Source organism: Akkermansia muciniphila, assembly GCF_040616545.1.
Taxonomy (GTDB): Bacteria; Verrucomicrobiota; Verrucomicrobiia; order Verrucomicrobiales; family Akkermansiaceae; genus Akkermansia; species Akkermansia muciniphila_E.
In genome coordinates this window covers 1,109,423-1,126,699 of record NZ_CP156688.1, presented here as the reverse complement: position 1 = coordinate 1,126,699, position 17,277 = coordinate 1,109,423, and the positions used below count along the sequence as shown (strand labels likewise).

Here is a 17,277-nt window from a genome sequence, read left to right as displayed (position 1 = left end):
TCCGGAACACACTCTCTAACAAATAAAATTAAAAAATCGGAATGTTTTTTCCTTTCTTAATTGACAAATCATTCCCTTTCCTCTTAATGATTTAATGTTCATGAATCCGGTACATTGCCTGCCAGCCTCTTTCTGCGCCTGCGCCCTGTTGTCGGGAACGGCCGCTTCCGTCCATGCGGAAACGGCTTACAGCACACCCTGCGGCTACATCCAGACGGACCTGCACGCCAAGACCACCGGGTACCTGGGGCTGGGGGTGCATCCGGAAGCCCTGATGCGGCACACGCTTGAGGAAGGCAACATTACCGTTTCCGGTAATAAAATCACCATCACGGACCCGGACGTTAATTTCAATGACCTGATGGATGCGGATTCCGCTTATGTTCTGGAACTCATTTTCGGAGACGAGGCGATGGCCCTTCCCCTCAACAGGGATGCCTGGAAAAAGCCCGCTCCCTCCTGGACGGGGAATAAAGTAACCGTGGACGATAAAATCACGGCGGACTTGGTTAAAAACACCAAGCCCGTTTCCTACGTCCTGCGCAAGGCGCGTACCCTGAACGACGTTCTGGGCGCGGACAATACGTTCAGCCTGAAGAGCGGCACTTCCGGCACGGCGGATTCCGTTTATATTTCCACATCCCCCACCATCCAGATTGCAGTTTACCACTCCGCGGCGGACAACAAATGGATGCGCCGCGGCTCCCGGGACGACATGGGCCTTCTCCCCGTGTTCAACCATGAACCTCTCAAAGTCGTCCGGAAAGCGGGCAATGACGTGCAGGCCTTCGTCATTGGGGAGGTGGTGCAGAATCACCAGAAGCTCCAGCTCTCCCAGGAAGGCACGCTGCTCCATACGGGGCTGGCCGTCCCCCAGACGCTTCACAGCATGTCCCTCCACACCACCCTGCCCGACCCTTCCGGCGACGTGGTTTACGTGCCCCTCACTGCGGGAGGCCCCCTGGAGCCGTGTTATTACGATTCCTCCTCCAGCCAATGGAAAAACAAAAACACGGGTGAAAACGTATCCTCCACGGTGGTGGAAGGCATTCTGAACATCCTTTCCGGCACCAGGCTGCCCGCCTGTACGACTGTCCAGGCAACTACCTTGTCCAATCCCCAGTAACTATTATTACCATAATGAAACATTCCTTCCTGCTGTGCGCCGCCGCCGGCCTGGTCCTGACCGGAGCCGCCTCCGCTACGACTCTCTCCGTTTATAATGAAAACGACTACGGAGACGCCCCCGTTACGCCCATTTTTGACGCTTCCGGACATTCTCTGGCAAACGGGTCCGCCATGCTCGGCCATTTGACCAGCAGTACATGGTCCTTTGACCTGGTCAACGGAAACATCCAATGGTCCAGGGACAACACGCCCGTGGACCAGTTGAGCTACAGCCAGATGGTGGAAATCAGGCAGAGTTTCGCCAGCAGCCTTTCCGCCGTCTCTCCGGAATATCCCGGCGCCATCACCAATAACGGCCAGTTCTCCCTTTCCGGCACCGTAGCCTCAGGACTGGAAGGAAAGCCTATTGTGCTGCTGATCACCAATGATGATTCCTCTGCCGAATTTTCCCTGTTTGCGTTCCGGAACGTGACGACAGGCGAACTGGCCCTGTACCCGGGAGTGGTGGGAGACGACATGCAGTTCTTCTTCGGCTCACAGGAGGAAGCCGCTGCCGAAGGCTATGACTGGTACATCACTCCCCTCCTGGGCGACGATTTCAACCTGGTGGTTCCCGAACCCGCCACCGCTACGCTGAGCCTGCTTGGCTTGGCTGCCCTGATGATGCGCAGACGGCGGTAAAGCGCCCTTTTCCTCCCCTCCTTGAGCCTCCGCACGGGAACACCCTGTGCGGAGGCTTTTTTACAGGCGCATGACTGCCGCATGGCCCCCCTGTCACATCCTGCCGCCGGAGAGCGCCGCAAGCCTTAGCGGCAACTGCCGGTACTCCTGAACCCCGGCGAACATATGTTCTAAAAAATCAGTACGGCCGACAGCCGCATGGTCATCAGTTGCCGCAAAGGGTTTGTAACGCTCAACCAAGGCTTCAGGCAGCATGACGGCAATAAAAACGCCCCGCGCGCTTCCTGAAGAGCGGCGGGGCGCCTGTTCAAACGGGTTGAACCCGCAGGAGTTATTTCTTGACGGGAATGATATCCAGTTCCGCTACGGCGGCGTAATCCCGGCCCTTCGTTTCACTGAGGGCGGAGAAACGGAAGTAGCGCGCCTTGACGGGCGCCTGGAACTTCACTTCCTGAAGGTCCGGGCTGTCCGGGAAGGCTCCCTTGGCGGCAGGTTGCCATTTTTCACCGTCCGTGCTCACTTCCACGGAATAATCCTTCACGCGGCCATTGCCGCTGCCGTCCTGGCGGGGGAGGTAGGTAATGCCGGAGAACTCCCGCTCCTTGCCCAGGTCCACGGCCAGCACGTGCGGGTGCTTGGTCACGGTCTTGTTGTACTCGGAGTGCCAGAAGGTGCCGGGATCCCCGTCAATGGCGAACTCGGCGTCCGCCTCTCCCTGCTCCTGGCTGGAAACGCTCTTGACGGTGTACTTGTCCGTACGGGTCAGCATGGTCATGTCCAGCTGGGCCGCGGGCACGCGGATTTCACCCTTGTAGGACTTGGAGGTGACGGGACGCATGAAGAAGGACAGCGGGTAGGGCTTGTTGGCCTTGATGATGTCCTTGCCCATGGGGCCGGGGCCGCAGGAGGCGCCCCCCAGGCCGCGCGTGGCGGAGGAGAGGATCAGCACGGTCTTGTCCGTCGTCTTGGGCAGCTCCACGGGGTGGTTGGCCAGAATCAGGTCCGTCGTGGTGTAGGGAATGGCCGAAAAGGCAAACGGGGCGCCCACGGAACCGAAGAGCAGGCCCTGCCCCTTGTCATCCGTGACGGCCACCCAGCGGGTGTCTTCATGGTTGCCGCAATCCTGCGGCCTGCCGTACGGGAAGAAGGAATCCCGGGCCGTCGTCTTGTACACGCCCAGGGGCATGCCGCTCTTGCGGTCCGCATAGTTTTCCTCCGGCCCGCGGCCGTAGTAGGTCACGTTGCCCATGTTCGCCGGAAGCTGGAGTTCATACCCCAGGCGCAGCAGCTCCAGGGGATTGCCGCGCGGCAGCAGCACGGACTGGCAGACGACGGTTCCATCCGGGTAGATAGTCCATTCCAGATTGTTGATGAAATGGGTGTTCGTGTCGTTCAGAGGCTGCTTTCTGGGCGTGATGGCGGTCTTGGTGTCGCCGTAGCCGCTGATGTTTTCAGCCTGCTTGCCGCTTACCTTGACGGACTGCTTGACGGTGACGCTGGTGCCGTTGTCCACGGCTTCATAACTGAGCAGTTCATGCTTCAGCTCACGGAGGCCATTGGCCATGCTCTTGGCCATGACGCCCGGCTCATTGCTGGAAGCGGCGCGCAGGGCGTTCACCGCCATGGGCGTCTTGAACAGGGGCTTGCCGTTCACGGTGAACTGGGCCAGTTCCCCGGTGGCCGCGTCAAACTGCACGGAGAAATCCTTGCCGGACACGGTGTGTTTGTCCGCGCTGAGGGTGACCTTGCCGGAAGGAGCCTTGAACATGGGCATGTCTCCCTGCACGGGAAGCTGGAGCTGGTCAAAGGCCAGTTCATAGCCCTTCTTGGCCCAGTCCTTGTCCTTCTTCAGCTTGTAGCCGATGCGCAGGGCGTATTCCGCTCCCGGCTTACGGTTTTTCAGCTGCGGGATGTCCGGTACGGGCACCACGATCTTCTCCCTGGGTCCGGCCGGAGGCGTATCCAGCTTGCCTTCCGCCACCACATTCCCGTTCTCCGTCAGGGTCCAGGTAATGTCGTACGGAGACAGGTCCGTAAAGAAGTTCTTGTTGAAGATGGCGATCTTGCCGTCGTCCGTCAGGGACGTGGAGATGTTCTGATAAACGTGCTTCACTTCAAAGTAGCCCGGTTCCGGCGTGCGATCCGCCAGGATGGTGCCGTTGAACACGAACTGCCCGCTGTTGGGATGGTCGTTGAAGTCCCCGCCGTAGGCCAGCATCTTTTCCCCGTTCGGCAGCGTCTTGTACAGGCCCTGGTCCACCCAGTCCCAGATGGCGCCGCCCATGATGCGGTCGGAGGACTCAATGGCCTCCCAGTAATCCGCCAGGTTGCCCATGGCGTTCATCATGTTGTGCGCGTACTCGGAAATGTAGTAGGGCTTGGGGAAGTTCTTGTTGGCCGCCATGGAGCGCGTCCAGTCCACGGAGGGGTACTGGTTGGAGCCCAGGTCCACAATGTCGTTATTGCGTTCATAGTGGGTGGGGCGGGACATGTCCCTGGCCTTCACGATCTTTTCCGCGCTGCGGAAGTTCTGGCCGGGGCCGGCTTCATTCCCCAGGGACCACATGATCACGCTGGGGTGGTTCTTGTTGCGCTCCACCATCGCCATGATGCGGTCCACGTGGGCCGGCATCCATTCGATGGGGTGGGAAAGGGACTCCTTGCCGTAGTAGTAGCCGTGGGACTCGATGTTGGCCTCATCCTGCACGTAAATGCCGTACTTGTCGCAAAGGTAGTAGAAATAGGGGTCTGCGGGATAATGGGAGCAGCGCACGTGGTTGATGTTGGCGCGCTTCATCATCTGCACCTCCTCCTCCATCTGCTCCGGGGTCACGTAGTGCCCGGTTTCCGGATGGCTTTCATGGCGGTTCACGCCCTTCACCTTGACCGGCTGGCCGTTCACCAGGAACACGCTGTCCTTAATCACCACGTTGCGGAAGCCCACGCGGGAGGAAACCATCTCCTCCGTCTTGCCGTCACGCTTCAGCGTCAGCACCAGCGTGTACAGGTTGGGGTCCTCCGCGGACCACAGTTTGGGCTTGGCGTAAATGCCCAGCAGGGAAGTCTTGAAATCCTTCATGCCGGTGATGCGCAAGGGCTTTTCCAGCACGCCGTCATACGGGGCGTCCTTGGGCTTGACGGGCTCCACCAGCTTGCCGGAAGCGTCATACAGGGCCATGGATACGGTGCACCCTTCCAGCTTCTCGGTTGCCGGGAACAGGTTGCGCACGTCCACGTCCACCTGGAGGCGCCAGTCTCCGTTCATGGTGCCGGGCTTGGCGGGGTCAATGTTCAGGGCCCAGTCCCTCTGGTCCACCGGATTGGTCTGCGCGAAAAAGTCGCGGATGTGGACCTTCGGCACCGCAAAAATGGAAACGTTGCGGAAAATGCCTGACAGGCGGAACATATCCTGGCATTCCAGGTACGCGCCGTCGGAATGGCGGTACACCTCCGCGGCCACCACGTTTTCCCCCTTCTTGAGGTAGGGGCTGATGTCAAAGCGGGCCGGATTGCGGGAGTCCTTGGAAAAGCCCACGTACTGCCCGTTGATCCAGAGGTAGAAGAAGGAATCCACGCCGTCAAACTGCATGTACACCTCCCTGCCGTCCCAGTCCGCGGGCACTTCAAAGGTGCGGCGGTAGGAGCCTACGGGGTTCCGTTCCTTGTAGGACGTGTAATTCTTGTTGGAGGGCTCCTTCATCACATAGGGCCAGGAGCGTTCAAAGGGGTACGGCTGGTTGGAATAAATGGGGGTGCCGTAGCCCTGCGTCTGCCAGGAGGCGGGCACCTTGATTTCCTTCCAGTCCCTCACGTCGTAATCCGGCTTGTAAAAATCGGCCGGGCGGCTCTGGGGGTCCTTTGCCCAGTGGAACTTCCACTGGCCGTTCAAGGACTTGCGCCATTTGCTGTTTTCAGGCAGCACCTTCAGGGCGGACTGCAAATCGCTGAAAGACGCAAAAAAGGCCGTGGGGGCCTCCTTGTTCAAATGCAGGTTCTGTTCCTGCTCCCATTCCAGCCCGGTGGGGGCGGGCGCGGGGGCGGAATCGCCCGGGGCTCCGAGGCCGCACATGGCGGAGCCTACCGCCAGCGCGGTACAGGATAAAAGCCAGGATCTGGTCGTTCTCATGAAGTAAGTATGTGTCAACGTTGGTATGCAAAAACGGATTGTCCTGTTACATACGAATCCGCAATTCTAATTCTAACAGCAAACTTCACCTTTGCAAGCTGCCGTTGCGTTTATGGACCGCCTGCGGAAAACGCAGCCGTTAAAAAGTATGTCTTAACTGAAGGACGCCCACGCACTGCATGGATTCCTGCTGCGTGTACTCCTTGGTGATGTAATGGAGGCCGAACAGCAGTTCCGTGCGCTTGTACCGGAGGCCGAAGCCATAACCCCATTCCCCCACCACGGGATACTTGTTCACGTACTCCGGAGAGGAGCGGAACACCGTGCCGTCCAGGTACAGGTCATGGGCCACGGCGCGCACGGCGGCGTGCAGGTAGCCGTAATACCCCCAGTTGGCGACGTTCGTCCTGTTGTAAACGAAGGGCGGCGCGGCGCTGGTGGCCCCGCGGATGCTGTTTTCAGGGGAAGTATTGCCCAGATTGTAGCCAAAGCGGAAGGACATGCCGCCACCCGCCTGCACCTTCACCGTGCCCGCGTCCGCGTGCCAGTAGGCCAGGGCGTCCGTTTCAAAGCCGGAGCTGTAGCGCTTCTCCAGCCCGCGCAGGCGGTAGTAACGCTTGAAAAACAGATTGGCCGTCATTTCTCCGGGAAGCTGGTTGGACCAGCCGGGCCATTGTTCCATGCCCCACAGCTTATGAATGAAATGCTGGGAGCCTTTCGCCAGGGAATTCGTTCCCGTGGTGCCCAGTTGCAGTTCCAGGGAATTGGCCCTGTCTTCATTCTTGACCAGGGAGGTCAGGCCCAGCGTCAGGTTGCCCACATAGGGGTGCTGGTTGTAGAGGGGATAGGTGGCCTTCTGCTCCGGAGTGTACATGAGCTGGGTCAGGTCCAGCCCCCACTGCTGGCGCAGGTTGGGGGAACCGTTCATGCCCATGAAACGCCGCCAGGAAGCCGAAGCGTTCGTCCCCCCCAGCACCGTTCCCAGCATGCCGGAAAAGGTGTGGCTCCGGGACGTGGTGCCGGACATCCAGGCAAAGCGGATGCCGTTGGTATAGTTATCGTCATCTCCCACGAACATGTCGTTTTCCAGATGGAAACTGATGACGGGGCCCTCCTGCGGCGCTTCTATCTGCTGGGTTCCTGCCTGAAGGGAAGCCACCGACAACAGGCCGGCGCACATGCACAAAGCCGTACAATTCATGGGCGGCAGTTTGTGCGTTTCATTTGCGCGTGGCAAGGAAAAATCAGGCATGCCCTGCGTTTGCACTTTTCAAAACCGGGAAATATCCACAAACTTTCCCCGCCCTGCCAGGGTTTCTTACGCCATGATTATTGACACGCACTGCCATCTGGCTTCCGCGCAATTCGACCAGTCCCGCCGGGAAGCCTATGTGGAGCATGCCCTCCGGGAAGGCATTGACCGCATGATTACGCTGGGAGCCCGCCCGGATGACTGGGAGGCGAACGCAGCGTGGGCGCGCCAGTTCCCGGGCGTGGTCTTTTGCGCGCTGGGCATCCATCCGGACGACGCCCATGACGCGCCGGAGGGCTGGGCGGACGAACTCTTCCGGAAGGCGCAGGGCGCCCCCCTGGCCGCCATCGGGGAGACGGGGCTGGACTACTTCCACGGAGCGCCGGAAGGGTGGGATACGGAACAATTCCGCCGCCTTCAACAGGACCTGCTGGAACAGCACTTTGACCTCGCGGCGCGCCTGGGCCTCAACATCGTGCTGCACACGCGGGACCGGAAAGGCTCCGGAAGCTTTGAAGACGCTCTGGCGATTGCCCGGAACCACGCGGGCCGCGTGCGTCCCGTGTTCCACTGCTTCATAGGAAACACGGCCCAGGCCGCGCGAATCTTTGACGAACTGGACGGCATGGTCTCCTTCACCGGGGTGGCCACCTTTAAAAACGCCCCCGTGGCGGCGGAAACCGCGCGCTGGTGCCCGGAAGACCGCATCATGCTGGAAACGGACTCCCCCTACCTCAGCCCGGAACCCCTCCGGGGCCGCATGAACGAACCCGCCCATCTCATCCATACGGCCCGTTTCATCGCCGCTTCCAGAGGCATGGAACTGGAGGAACTGGCGCGCGTAACGACGCGAAATGCGGAAACCTTTTATAATCTGGACAAGGGCTGAAAAAAAATCCCGGCAATCCGCGCTAGCGCCTTGAATCCGAAATCATAAATTAGTATGAACAGGGCACACATGAAAGCGCCATTCATTTTTACCTGCGCCTGCGCTGCCGCGCTGGTGCTGCCCTTCTCTTCCTGCTCCACCCAGAATTCCTCCACGGCCGGCTATGATACTGCGGAACCGGCCAGCGGTGAAATCCCGCCGTGGATTGCGGAAAGCTCCGATCCCGCTTATGAATCCGGCCATTACAGCCCGGTGAAGAGCTCCTCCAGCTCTTCCAGCTACGCTTACAATCCGCCCGCCAAGCCTTCCGTCAGCAAGAAATCCTCCACGCGGAAAACTACGGCCAGCAGCAAGTCCTCCCGCAATGCGTCTGCCAAGAAGAGCACCTCACGCAAGCCCGCTCCCAAGGCGCGCACCTACACCGTGAAGAAGGGGGACACGCTGGGAGCCATCGCCCGCAGGAACGGCACCTCCGTCAAAGCCCTCAAGAGGGCCAACGGCCTCAAGTCCGACATGATTCACATCAACCAGAAACTGACGATTCCGCGTTCCAAGTAACTCGGGGTATCCGCCCCGGTTTCACCGCTTATGAAGCATCTCTTTCTTCTGGCCGTCCTCCCCGTGGTTCTCATGGGGTGGACGTCCTGCTCCCACTCCGGCAAGGGCCACCCGGCCCTGCCGGACCCGCGTGCCGTGGACAAATCCGTCCCGGAGTATAAAAACCCGTTCCATCCCTCCACGTATGCCCACTTTGTAGCCCGCAAGGACTACCGGAAAACGTATGACGTGTACAAGGATGACACCCTGCTGAACCGCAAGCCGAAGAAATCCCGCAAAATCTTCGTCTGCCTGGACGAGCAGCGGGGCCAGTACCTGGTAGACGGCCTGGTCGCCATGGACTTTCCCCTCTCCTCCGGCGTCAAGGCCTATCCGACCAAGACGGGGGACTACACGGTCATCTCCAAAAAGGAAGACCACGCCTCCAACCTTTACGGCAAGATGTATGATGCCGAAGGCAAATGCATCAACTACAACGCTGAATCCACGGACCCTGTTCCGGAGGGCGGCCGCTTTGACGGTTCCCCCATGCCTTACTGGCAGCGGCTCACCAACGCGGGCCTGGGCCTGCACGTAGGGAAAGTGCGGCGCCATCCCATCTCCCACGGCTGCGTCCGCCTGCCGCGGAACGTCGCGGAAATTCTCTACAAGCAAACCAGCGTGGGAACGCCCGTGACCATCCAGCGGACTCCCCTGCCCGTGCCGGAAGTGCAGAAAGCCCCTCCGGTGCAATCCTAGGCCATGCGCCGCAATACTCCATTCAATAAAATCCTGCATCCTGACGGATGCGGGATTTTTTATAGCCTGATCTCCGTGAGACGGCTTTTTCTCAAAAAATTACCTGCTGGCTGATGTATCAGCCAGGACGCAATATTCCATGTAAATTTAACGGAGCATCCATGAAATGACCACTCCGCAAATAGGAAATAAATACAGAAGAGTGAATAAAAATTTTGACTTTTTATATATAGTAAAAACATTGAAGAATGATGCCATCCATATCAATATTCCGAGCGATATTGCCAGCAGCGTTCCTCTATTGCCCCCTATCTCCCTTGGAAGAATGTAATACGCCATCGGAACAATCAGCATGATGAAAATCATATAGCTCACGGTGGAACAGCTCCTCTCTCCTTTGTTCCCTTGGGAAAAAAGATCAACCGTCACTATTCTTTTCCACCTTTCCGGTGTGCCTTTTTTCTGTTGATGGTCCATTTCCTCCATACCTTGCCATTTGTTTAATCAGGACACTCTGCAACACTGCTGGCTGTTCAACACGTCAAGGGCCGTGACCCGCAGCAGGCGCAATAAGAAATAAGGCTGAATCAAATTACCATCATGCCCCTGTTTTGCAAGCTGCATGGATACTTTCTCTCCATGGCAGAGAAAGGTTGTCCCCTTCCGGCGAAGACCCTACAATACCGCCATGCCTGTGGACCCGGCGTGCATTCTGGAAGATTTGTCCCCCTTTTACCGGCGGGAGGAATTTCCCGTGCTTCTGCACCAGTATGAAACGTGGTTGGAAAGCCGCCCGTTGGAAGGATGCCGCGTCATTGACGCCTCCCCTGTGTTCCGGAATACCTGCGCCAAATACGCCGCCCTGCTGGCGGCGGGAGCGGACTTGACGGCAGCCGTCTCTCCCGTGATGCCCCATGATCCGGAAACGGTCGCGCTGCTGGGCCGGTACGGAATACCCGTGGCGGAGGCGGAACGGACGGAAGGCCCCTATGACGTGGTCATGGACTGCGCCGGGGCGCTCAGCCATGTCCTCAGCCGCTGCGGGTATGTGGAGCTGACCCGGTCAGGAGCACAGCGCTATGCGGGCTGCCCGCAGCCCGTGTGGATGGTGGATGCCGGAAGGATCAAGCAGATAGAAACCTGCCTGGGAACCGGGGAAAGCTTTTTCCGCGCCCTGGAGGCGCTGGGGGCGGAAAGCGGCCCGGGGCGCACGCTCGTCGTCATCGGCTGCGGAAAAGTGGGCCGAGGAATCGTTCTGCACGCCCTCAGCCGGGGCTTGAACGTCACCGTGGCGGATGTGGAGGAAAAGCCTCTTCCCGCTCCTTCCGCCTCCTTCATCCATGCAGCGGATGGAAAAGCGCTCAGCAACGCAGTTAAACAGGCATTCTGCGCCGTCACGGCCACAGGCAGGCGCCATGCCCTGTCAGGGGTGATTGACCCGGCCGTGATCCGCTCCTCCGGCGTTCTGCTGGCCAATATGGGAGTGGAGGACGAATGGGGGCCGGAGATTCCGAAGGAGCGCCTGCTGAACGGAGGGCGCCCCCTCAACTTCATTCTGCCGGACCCTACGCGAATGTGCTACATAGACCCTCCCCTGGCTCTCCACAACCGGGGAGCCGTGGAACTTGCGGCAGGCCGCGCCAGGCCGGGCATCTTTCCGCCGCCGCCGGAAATAGAGGAAGCCTTCCTCTCCCTGATCCGCTCCCGGGGCTCCGTGCCGCGTGAGATGCTGGACTGGATTTCCTGACTTATCCTCTTGTCTTCGCAGGAATCAGAGAGTACCGTATAGAATACGGCTGGGGGTTTTCATCCCCCGTCCGCATCTGACGCTTCATTGGCTTCGCAACTCATGAACACTTACTATTCCTACCGCAGTTACCGGCTGGGAGGAAGGCTCCTCGGCACCCTGGGGTGCGGCCTGGTCTGGGCTTTCTTCGGATCCGGCTGGTGGAGCTTTCTCCTCGGCGCCCTCCTGTTGTTCCTGTGGCTTCCCGTCCTCCTGGGCAGGCCCTACTTCCTGACCGTTACTTCCACCTCCCTGGCGTGGGGCAACAGCATTTCACGCAGGGAAATTCCGTGGGAACTTATTGAACGCATAGGATGTACGCCGGATCATGAAGCGGAACCGGGACTGATGATTGAACTGAAAGACGGCCGCATCCTGAATGTGGAATCCGCCTGCTTCAGTTCCCTGCCTCCCGTCCGGGAAGCCATTCTCCACGCCTCCGGTTCCTATCCTTTCCACGTGGCTCCGGATTTATTTTCCGCTCCCGGACTGTTGAGCGAATAACAGGCATGCGGATAGCCGGGCTATCCGGCTTTCCGCCCTGCCCTTCCGGATTCCCAACCCATGCCTTCCGGCGCCGGAAGGATTCTCACGCCGTTTCTTCCCTGCCCCCAGGGCCCGTGCATGGTCTTTTAAACAGGGAAACCCTTCTTTCCGCCCGCGTCCGGACGGTGGAAAATGAAAAATGTTCCACGTAGAACATTAATGTGAATAACCTTGCCTGTACCTTCACGGTCAACCCATAAAAAACAGGCGCCATGCTTCCACGGCGCCTGTTCCTTGTATGAACGATTTTGTACCAGTCAAAATCAGTTGGGAGATCTCATCGGCATGAGCACGTACAGGAACTCATCGCCAATCTTCAGCACGCCCGGGCTCATTTCATCAATGAGGTTCAGCGTAATGATCGTATCCCCGGCCATCGTCTTCAGGGGGGCCATGAAGAAATCCGGGTTGAAGGAAATGGAGAGCGGCCTTCCCGCATAAGTGATCGTCATGGATTCATGGGCTTCACCCACACCTTCCGCGCTGGAGGCCACTTCCAGCTCATTTTCACGGAAGTTCAGCTTGATGTTCGTGCTCTTGTCCACGGAGAGGAGGGAAACGCGGCGCACGGTTTCCAGCAGTTCACCGCAGGGAAGTTCTATGCTTTCCTTGCAATCCGTCGGGATGACCTGGCGGTAGTTCGGATAATTGCCGTCAATCAGCTTGCTGATTAAAAGCGTATCATTGATTTCAAAAGCGGCCTGGTTGCGGGTGAACCGGATGGTGACGGTTCCCACTTCATCCAGAAGGCGGCGGAGTTCACCGACAGCCTTGGTGGGCAGGATGGCGTCCAGCTGCTGTTCTTCCGGGAATTCCAGGGCGGTTTCCGCCAGGGCCAGACGGCGGCCGTCCGTAGCCACCAGGGTCATCTTGCCGTTGCGGAAGGAAAGGGAGATGCCGTTCAGCACGTAGCGGGTGGTGTCCGTGGAAATGGCGTATTCCGTGCGGCGGATGCAGTCGCGCAGCAAATTCTGGTCCACCTGGTAAACGGTCGCCTGTTCAAAGGAAGGCAATTCGGGGAATTCGTCCGCCGGAAGGCCGTTCAGCTTGAATTGGGAGCGGCCGCATTCTACCGTCGCCTGGTTGCGCTGGTTGACGTCCACCTGAACTTCGGCTTCAGGAAGTTCGCTGATGATGCTCACCAGCTTTTTGGCGGGAAGAGTCACGGTGCCCTCGCGCAGCACGTTCGCGGGAACTACGCCGGTAATGCATACATCAAGATCAGTAGCCGTAAAACGTACCTGGCCGTTTTCAGCTTCAATCTTGACGTTGGAAAGAATGGGCAGCGTCGTCTTGGAAGACACCACGCTGGCAACCTGTCTCAGACCGTCGAGAAATACTTGCTTGGAAATGGTAAACTTCATGTGTCTGTGCTTTTATCTGCCTCGCATCCTCTCATAAGTGCCTCCTGTGATTCAAGCCATTTCTCCGTCAAACCCTAATATTTGGCAGTATTTTTTTAAAAGCATACCATATGTAGTAATATGCTATTTCTCCGGGCATATCTTGCATGAAACGGTTTTTCAAATTATTTAAGTATTCTTAAAAGTCCGTTCCCCGGCGAACAACTTCCGGTTGACGGCCCACGCGGATTTCGAATCCGGATGCTGTTCTTTTTCTTCTGGAAAGCGGCAAATTCATTGAACAATATACACTATCCGGAAGAAACGCCGTTTATGTTTCCTTTCATGCTTTTATTTTTCCGTGATCTTTCTTTTTGTTAACCGGCTTGTTCTTAAAAAAATAATTTGACCCCGGATTCGAAATCCGCTACTTTTCCACCAAGCTCCTGCAATTTCAAACAATAAAGAGAATTTCTGTGAAACGTTCATTCATTATTTTGGCTTTACTGGCTGCGGCAGGCATCGCCCACGCGGCTTCTCCCGTTTATTCCTGGGAGTGGACCACGGAAGGAACGCAAATAACTGCTCCCGGCTGGAACGGTTCATTCACTTATACAACCGGCAACGATTATGCCACTTTCGGCAGCGGCTCCGGCGGAGGCACGCCCTACAATTCCGGCATAGCGGGAATTTCAGGCAGTTTTACCGTCAGCTTCGACCTGAAGAACCTGAGTTCCACCGGCAATGCGTGGAAAGACGTTTTCAGCCTGTATTCCAATGGAACGGTTTCCGGAGAATCCAACAGCATGGTCCTGGAATTCAATGAAGCCGGAGAGCTTTATTTTTATAACAAGGGGTTCGGAGGCCAAACCGGCGGCAACATTAACACGGGCGTGACCTGGACGGACCTTCAGCAGGATACGTGGAACAACTTCAGCATCGTCTCCGATCTTTCCTCCCAGACGCTTTCCGTTTACGTCAACGGCGCTCTGGCGGGCACCATTACGGGCTGGAATCCGTCCTCTCCGGCTCTGACAGGCTCTCAGTTCGGCTCCTCCTTTGGAGAAGTGCGCCCCATGAACGGAACCATGGACATCAACAACATCAAGTTTTATGACGGCGTGGTGCTTCCCGTGCCGGAAGCGGCTACGGCTTCCCTTAGCCTGCTTGGCCTGGCCGCCCTGATGATGCGCCGCCGGAGGCGTTAAAGCCATTTCCCCTTTTGATTAAAAGGCCGCATGCACGGAGGGATTCCTCCGCATGCGGCCTTTTCGCGTTCCGGGAATTCAGTCCTGGTTCATGCCTCCCGTGAACACCTCTCCCGGCATGGTCCAGGTTCCGGGAGGAATTACCCTGCCGGGCAAAACGACGGTATTGGCTCCCAGGCGCACATGATCCCCGATGACGGCGCCCAGCTTGTCCCTTCCCGTATCCTCCAGCCTTCCACCCGCCATCATCCTGTGCTTTCTTCCGTCATGCCGGAAATTGGAGCACACCGTTCCGGCTCCGAAGTTGACATCCGCGCCGATGATGGAATCTCCCGCATAGCTCAAATGCGGAATAAAGGTGTTATCCCCGATGATGCAATTTTTCAGTTCTACCCCCTGCCCCGCCACGCAGCCGTTCCCGATGGAGACACAGCCGCGCAAATGGCAATTGGGCCCTATCCTGCATCCGTCCCCCACCCAGACGGCCCCCTCCACCACCACGCCCGGCATCACCACGGTGCCCTTCCCCACCCGGAGCGCCCCCGTAACGTGAATGCCATCCTGCGCGGAAAAACTCCCTCCTTCCATCCCCTCCATCACTCTTTCCTGCCACGCCAGCAGGTCCCAGGGATAAACCAGGCGCTCCACCGGAGCCTCCTGCCGCGTGAAAACGCGTTTCAGCCCGCTTCCCTGCCGCTTCCGCGCCAGCAGGCGTCCTTCCCCGCTCCACGCTTCCCCTGCCCCGCAGGCGGCAAGCCGCGCGGCAGCCTGCGGAGAGAAATGATGCATGGACACTTCCACTATTTCCCCGGTTCCTTCCGGAACGGCTTCTCCAGAATTCAAAACCGTCTCAAAGCCCGCTTCCCGGAGCCGGGAAGCACAATACGCGGCTATACTCACCCCCGCCACGGAAAAGCCGCAGAAAGGCCTTTCAGGGCCCGTTGCGGGAAAGGTAAGGTCTATCGCCGGGGTGTAAATCAGTCTGGCAGCCCTCATGCATGAATGGTATGATTTCTTCCGGCGCCTCTGCAAGACGGAATGCACTGTCCCGTCCGCATGCCAATAACCGTGTGAACGGATGCGTCAATTAAGTGTGAGTATTGTGTGAATAAGTTATTCAGATGTTATGCACATTTCTATGGGCTGAATTTATTCACATTTGCAGAGTCTTGCAATTCCTTCATGGCTAAGGGATAAAAACGTTGTTCACATGAGGCACACGGTAGAAGAAGAAGGAATTTAATATTGTTATATCTAATATTCTTCAATCACACAACGTGATTGTCCTCCCTCCGGGATTCGTGTTACAAGGTCTGCATGAACACAGAGGACCAGGACGCCCGCTGGATGAACATGGCCGTTGAACTGGCCGCAAACGGAATCGGGCTGACAGCGCCGAACCCCTGTGTAGGAGCGGTCATTGTTCATGGGAACCGGGTAATCGGTTCCGGGTTTCATGAAAAAGCCGGTCTTCCCCATGCGGAAAGGAATGCCATAGCTGATGGAACAGCCAGAGGAAACGCCGGGCTGTTTGCGGATTCCACCCTGTACGTCACTCTGGAGCCATGCAGCACTACCGGAAAAACGCCGCCCTGTACGGAAGCCATTCTGGAACATCATTTCAAACGGGTGGTTTACGGTTCGGAGGATCCCAATCCCAGGCACCGCGGCGCTGCCGCTGAAATTCTTCAACGTGCGGGAATCCAAGTCACGCAGGGAATTCTGGAAAAGGAGTGCGACCGCCTGATCCGGGGGTTCCGGCTGAACATGCTGGAAGGGCGTCCGTGGGTGGTCGCGAAAAGCGCCATGTCCCTGGATGGCCGCATTTCACGCAGTCCGGAACGTTCCCAATGGCTGACGAACGAAGAATCCAGGGCTTTTGTGCACACCCTCCGTGCGGAGTGCGATGCCATTCTCACGGGAGGAAATACCATGCGCATGGATAATCCTTCCCTGACGATCAGGACTCCGGACCGCCCTATTTCTCCCCTGAAAGAGCAGCCCTGGCGCATTGTCCTGACTCATGACGCAGCGTCCATACCTGCGGATTCCATTTGCCTGACGGATGAATTCCGTGACCGTACCCTGATTGTGGAGAATGTTTCCAACTATTTGGAACTGCTACAAAATCTTTATAGTGACAGGAAAATCGGAACCATCCTGCTGGAAGCCGGAGGATGCCTAGTTAAGGAATTCCTGAAAGCAGGCCTGGTTGACGAATGGGTGGGATTTTACGCTCCCATGATCACGGGAGGAGGCGCCGGTGGAGTGGAGGGCGGCGCATTCCTGGAACGCGAAGCCTATCTCAATCAGCCTGTTGTGAGAACCTTTGGGAATGACGTGTGCATCCGCGGTAACGTGCGCTACCGGTAATGGCAGCGGCTATTTTTACCCGCTGTCCGGAATGTTCCGGCGGGGATACGGGACTGATTCCTGAAGCGGCTGCGTAGATGGTTTCCTCCATTTTTCCTTCCTCCCGTGGTTCGTTTTTCTTATGGCGATCAATCCATGCGGAAATGCGTGAGTTCTCTCCGCCGCAGATGAGACTGTTTAAGGAAAAGGCAGATGAATCCTGCCGGATATTTTTATTTGCCGTTCCGGAGCTGCCGGAAGAATAATCGTTGTGTTCCGCTTCCCCCTTCTTCCGGGGTTGAAGCCGGAAACATGGCTTCAATTACTGACGTTCCTGCCAAAGGGCCATCTTTTCCCCGGTGTATGCGCTTCTTTTTTGTTCCTGTTTCTTTTTGACGGGGAATCCTATGCCGCGGAGGAAATATTGGCAGCCGGGAAAATGTTGATCAAACTGATGGTAGAAAAGGCTATCCTGCAAGCATGAATGCATGTGGCGGTGAACCGGTATGCAAGGCAAACAGGCCGCGATGCTGAAGGAAAAATGACCGGGAACGAACGGAAGCCGGGGGTGTAGGCGGCAGTAAAACGGCTAAATACTGTGCATGATGTTTTCCATCATCTGCGGAGCCGTTTTTAAAAGTTCCGGGAAAACAGAGCCGGATATCCGGGA

At 57.6% G+C, this 17,277-nt stretch carries 15 protein-coding genes; 10 read left to right on the top strand and 5 right to left on the bottom strand.

The features are described from left to right. Positions 1-100: 100 nt before the first annotated feature. On the top strand, positions 101-1,126 hold the full coding sequence (locus ABGM91_RS04605; RefSeq protein ID WP_354834041.1) for a hypothetical protein: 1,026 nt from the start codon (positions 101-103) through the stop codon (positions 1,124-1,126). A gap of 14 nt (positions 1,127-1,140) precedes the next feature. Next, complete coding sequence (locus tag ABGM91_RS04600) at positions 1,141-1,809, top strand: PEP-CTERM sorting domain-containing protein (protein ID WP_354834039.1); 669 nt, start codon at positions 1,141-1,143, stop codon at positions 1,807-1,809. Positions 1,810-1,902: 93 nt separating this feature from the next. On the opposite strand, the gene ABGM91_RS04595 is transcribed toward ABGM91_RS04600, so the two are convergent. The 3 genes from ABGM91_RS04595 to ABGM91_RS04585 all read right to left on the bottom strand — a co-directional run bounded on the left by ABGM91_RS04595 (position 1,903) and on the right by ABGM91_RS04585 (position 7,136). Then, positions 1,903-2,064, bottom strand: a complete 162-nt coding sequence (locus tag ABGM91_RS04595) for a hypothetical protein (protein ID WP_290566360.1) — start codon at positions 2,062-2,064, stop codon at positions 1,903-1,905. 76 nt (positions 2,065-2,140) lie between these two features. Then, on the bottom strand, positions 2,141-5,935 hold the full coding sequence (locus ABGM91_RS04590) for a glycoside hydrolase family 2 TIM barrel-domain containing protein (protein WP_354834037.1): 3,795 nt from the start codon (positions 5,933-5,935) through the stop codon (positions 2,141-2,143). 139 nt (positions 5,936-6,074) lie between these two features. After that, positions 6,075-7,136, bottom strand: a complete 1,062-nt coding sequence (locus tag ABGM91_RS04585) for a lipid A deacylase LpxR family protein (protein WP_354834035.1) — start codon at positions 7,134-7,136, stop codon at positions 6,075-6,077. A 124-nt stretch (positions 7,137-7,260) separates the two neighbouring features. Here ABGM91_RS04585 and ABGM91_RS04580 point away from each other — a divergent pair, with 124 nt between their 5' ends. The 5 genes from ABGM91_RS04580 (at position 7,261) to ABGM91_RS04560 (ending at position 11,662) form a co-directional block, all read left to right on the top strand. Then, positions 7,261-8,076 (top strand): TatD family hydrolase, encoded by an 816-nt coding sequence (locus ABGM91_RS04580; RefSeq protein WP_354834033.1) that lies wholly within the window; start codon positions 7,261-7,263, stop codon positions 8,074-8,076. Positions 8,077-8,145: 69 nt separating this feature from the next. Then, entirely contained in the window at positions 8,146-8,634 is a 489-nt protein-coding gene (locus ABGM91_RS04575) for a LysM peptidoglycan-binding domain-containing protein (protein WP_215426776.1), read from the top strand. 30 nt (positions 8,635-8,664) lie between these two features. Then, positions 8,665-9,372, top strand: a complete 708-nt coding sequence (locus ABGM91_RS04570; RefSeq protein ID WP_354834031.1) for a L,D-transpeptidase family protein — start codon at positions 8,665-8,667, stop codon at positions 9,370-9,372. Positions 9,373-10,060: 688 nt separating this feature from the next. Beyond that, positions 10,061-11,119 carry a hypothetical protein gene (locus tag ABGM91_RS04565; protein WP_354834029.1) on the top strand — a complete coding sequence of 353 codons (1,059 nt, stop codon included), beginning with the start codon at positions 10,061-10,063 and terminating at the stop codon, positions 11,117-11,119. 102 nt (positions 11,120-11,221) lie between these two features. After that, positions 11,222-11,662 carry a hypothetical protein gene (locus tag ABGM91_RS04560; RefSeq protein WP_354834027.1) on the top strand — a complete coding sequence of 147 codons (441 nt, stop codon included), beginning with the start codon at positions 11,222-11,224 and terminating at the stop codon, positions 11,660-11,662. 305 nt (positions 11,663-11,967) lie between these two features. Here the strand turns inward: ABGM91_RS04560 and dnaN are convergent, their stop codons facing one another. Further along, positions 11,968-13,068: a DNA polymerase III subunit beta gene (gene dnaN, locus ABGM91_RS04555; protein ID WP_046436403.1), complete on the bottom strand. Its 1,101-nt coding sequence runs from the start codon at positions 13,066-13,068 to the stop codon at positions 11,968-11,970. A 476-nt stretch (positions 13,069-13,544) separates the two neighbouring features. Between dnaN and ABGM91_RS04550 the strand changes: the two genes are divergently transcribed. Next, entirely contained in the window at positions 13,545-14,255 is a 711-nt protein-coding gene (locus tag ABGM91_RS04550; RefSeq protein ID WP_215426780.1) for a LamG domain-containing protein, read from the top strand. A 78-nt stretch (positions 14,256-14,333) separates the two neighbouring features. On the opposite strand, the gene ABGM91_RS04545 is transcribed toward ABGM91_RS04550, so the two are convergent. After that, positions 14,334-15,044, bottom strand: coding sequence for a hypothetical protein (locus ABGM91_RS04545; RefSeq protein WP_354834025.1), 711 nt, complete (start codon positions 15,042-15,044; stop codon positions 14,334-14,336). A 528-nt stretch (positions 15,045-15,572) separates the two neighbouring features. On the opposite strand from ABGM91_RS04545, the gene ribD reads away from it, so the two are divergent. Beyond that, a complete protein-coding gene (gene ribD / locus ABGM91_RS04540; RefSeq protein ID WP_354834023.1) occupies positions 15,573-16,628 on the top strand; it encodes a bifunctional diaminohydroxyphosphoribosylaminopyrimidine deaminase/5-amino-6-(5-phosphoribosylamino)uracil reductase RibD in 1,056 nt (351 codons plus the stop codon). A 77-nt stretch (positions 16,629-16,705) separates the two neighbouring features. Beyond that, on the top strand, positions 16,706-16,873 hold the full coding sequence (locus ABGM91_RS04535; protein WP_354834021.1) for a hypothetical protein: 168 nt from the start codon (positions 16,706-16,708) through the stop codon (positions 16,871-16,873). Positions 16,874-17,277 lie beyond the last annotated feature (404 nt).

Excerpts from the sequence above, each read along its gene's own strand:
- dnaN (WP_046436403.1), bottom strand. The coding sequence starts at position 13,068 with ATGAAGTTTACCATTTCCAAGCAAGTATTTCTCGACGGTCTGAGACAG.
- ABGM91_RS04570 (WP_354834031.1), top strand. The coding sequence starts at position 8,665 with ATGAAGCATCTCTTTCTTCTGGCCGTCCTCCCCGTGGTTCTCATGGGG.
- ABGM91_RS04535 (WP_354834021.1), top strand. The coding sequence starts at position 16,706 with ATGGTTTCCTCCATTTTTCCTTCCTCCCGTGGTTCGTTTTTCTTATGG.
- ABGM91_RS04545 (WP_354834025.1), bottom strand. The coding sequence starts at position 15,044 with ATGCATCATTTCTCTCCGCAGGCTGCCGCGCGGCTTGCCGCCTGCGGG.
- ABGM91_RS04590 (WP_354834037.1), bottom strand. The coding sequence starts at position 5,935 with ATGAGAACGACCAGATCCTGGCTTTTATCCTGTACCGCGCTGGCGGTA.
- ABGM91_RS04580 (WP_354834033.1), top strand. The coding sequence starts at position 7,261 with ATGATTATTGACACGCACTGCCATCTGGCTTCCGCGCAATTCGACCAG.
- ABGM91_RS04560 (WP_354834027.1), top strand. The coding sequence starts at position 11,222 with ATGAACACTTACTATTCCTACCGCAGTTACCGGCTGGGAGGAAGGCTC.
- ABGM91_RS04565 (WP_354834029.1), top strand. The coding sequence starts at position 10,061 with ATGCCTGTGGACCCGGCGTGCATTCTGGAAGATTTGTCCCCCTTTTAC.
- ABGM91_RS04595 (WP_290566360.1), bottom strand. The coding sequence starts at position 2,064 with ATGCTGCCTGAAGCCTTGGTTGAGCGTTACAAACCCTTTGCGGCAACT.
- ABGM91_RS04600 (WP_354834039.1), top strand. The coding sequence starts at position 1,141 with ATGAAACATTCCTTCCTGCTGTGCGCCGCCGCCGGCCTGGTCCTGACC.
- ribD (WP_354834023.1), top strand. The coding sequence starts at position 15,573 with ATGAACACAGAGGACCAGGACGCCCGCTGGATGAACATGGCCGTTGAA.
- ABGM91_RS04585 (WP_354834035.1), bottom strand. The coding sequence starts at position 7,136 with ATGAATTGTACGGCTTTGTGCATGTGCGCCGGCCTGTTGTCGGTGGCT.
- ABGM91_RS04575 (WP_215426776.1), top strand. The coding sequence starts at position 8,146 with ATGAAAGCGCCATTCATTTTTACCTGCGCCTGCGCTGCCGCGCTGGTG.
- ABGM91_RS04605 (WP_354834041.1), top strand. The coding sequence starts at position 101 with ATGAATCCGGTACATTGCCTGCCAGCCTCTTTCTGCGCCTGCGCCCTG.